General features: G+C 54.2%; 3 rRNA genes (1 of these 3 cut by a window edge). All 3 read left to right on the forward strand.

The features are described 5' to 3' along the window. Positions 1-228 (forward strand): 23S ribosomal RNA (locus C1931_RS01745); it begins 2,652 nt to the left of the window's first position. A gap of 125 nt (positions 229-353) precedes the next feature. Continuing rightward, positions 354-468, forward strand: a 5S ribosomal RNA gene (gene rrf / locus C1931_RS01750). A gap of 7 nt (positions 469-475) precedes the next feature. After that, positions 476-590 (forward strand): 5S ribosomal RNA (gene rrf, locus C1931_RS01755). The last annotated feature ends 432 nt before the right edge of the window (positions 591-1,022 follow it).

Genomic DNA, 1,022 nt, shown 5'->3' on the forward strand with positions numbered 1-1,022 from the left:
ACGAACCTCTGGTGTTCCGGTTGTCACGCCAGTGGCATTGCCGGGTAGCTATGTTCGGAAGCGATAACCGCTGAAAGCATCTAAGCGGGAAGCGCGCCTCAAGATGAGATCTCCCGGGGCACAAGCCCCCTGAAGGAACCATGTAGACTACGTGGTTGATAGGTCAGGTGTGTAAGTGCAGCAATGCATTGAGCTAACTGATACTAATGATCCGTGCGGCTTGACCATATAACCTCAAGTTGCCTTGGCTTTACGACAGCGTCGTAAGAGCATCCAAGTGCACGCTACGTCACAAGAACTATGCGAGGCTGGCGCCTTGTCCCCCGGGACGAGTGCGACTCTCCAAAAGCCTCCCTGGTGAAATTAGCGCTGTGGAACCACCCGATCCCATCCCGAACTCGGAAGTGAAACGCAGCTGCGCCGATGGTAGTGTGGCTCAAGCCATGCGAGAGTAGGTCATCGCCAGGGTTTACTCCCTGGTGAAATTAGCGCTGTGGAACCACCCGATCCCATCCCGAACTCGGAAGTGAAACGCAGCTGCGCCGATGGTAGTGTGGCTCAAGCCATGCGAGAGTAGGTCATCGCCAGGGTTTACACCCGAAAACCCCGCTGCTCATGCAGCGGGGTTTTCCTTTTTTTGCAGGCACCTGGTTTTGACCTGGACTTGCCGCAACAACTTCACGAAGAGCTTCAAGTTCCTCAAACAAGTTGTTGACAAAGCTGAAAGGCCTGCCATAATAGGCGGCTCGCAACGACGAAAGACCCTCGGGTCCAACGACGAAGCGGCATCGGCAACAACGTCCACTCCGGTGAGGCGGCCTTGAAAAAAGGTGTTGACGAAGCGGAAAAGCCGGCTATAATGGGCGGCTCGCTACGAAGGAAACTTCGCAGCATACGGGAACGGCGCTGAGGCCACTTCCCCTGATCTTTGAAAGTATGCGCAGGTATCTTGTGAAGGCGCCTGCAGGAAGGATGATTGTCCATCTTGCAGACGTTTGATCAAGCAACTATTAATTGTTTTA

Source organism: Stenotrophomonas sp. YAU14A_MKIMI4_1, assembly GCF_003086855.1.
Taxonomy (GTDB): Bacteria; Pseudomonadota; Gammaproteobacteria; order Xanthomonadales; family Xanthomonadaceae; genus Stenotrophomonas.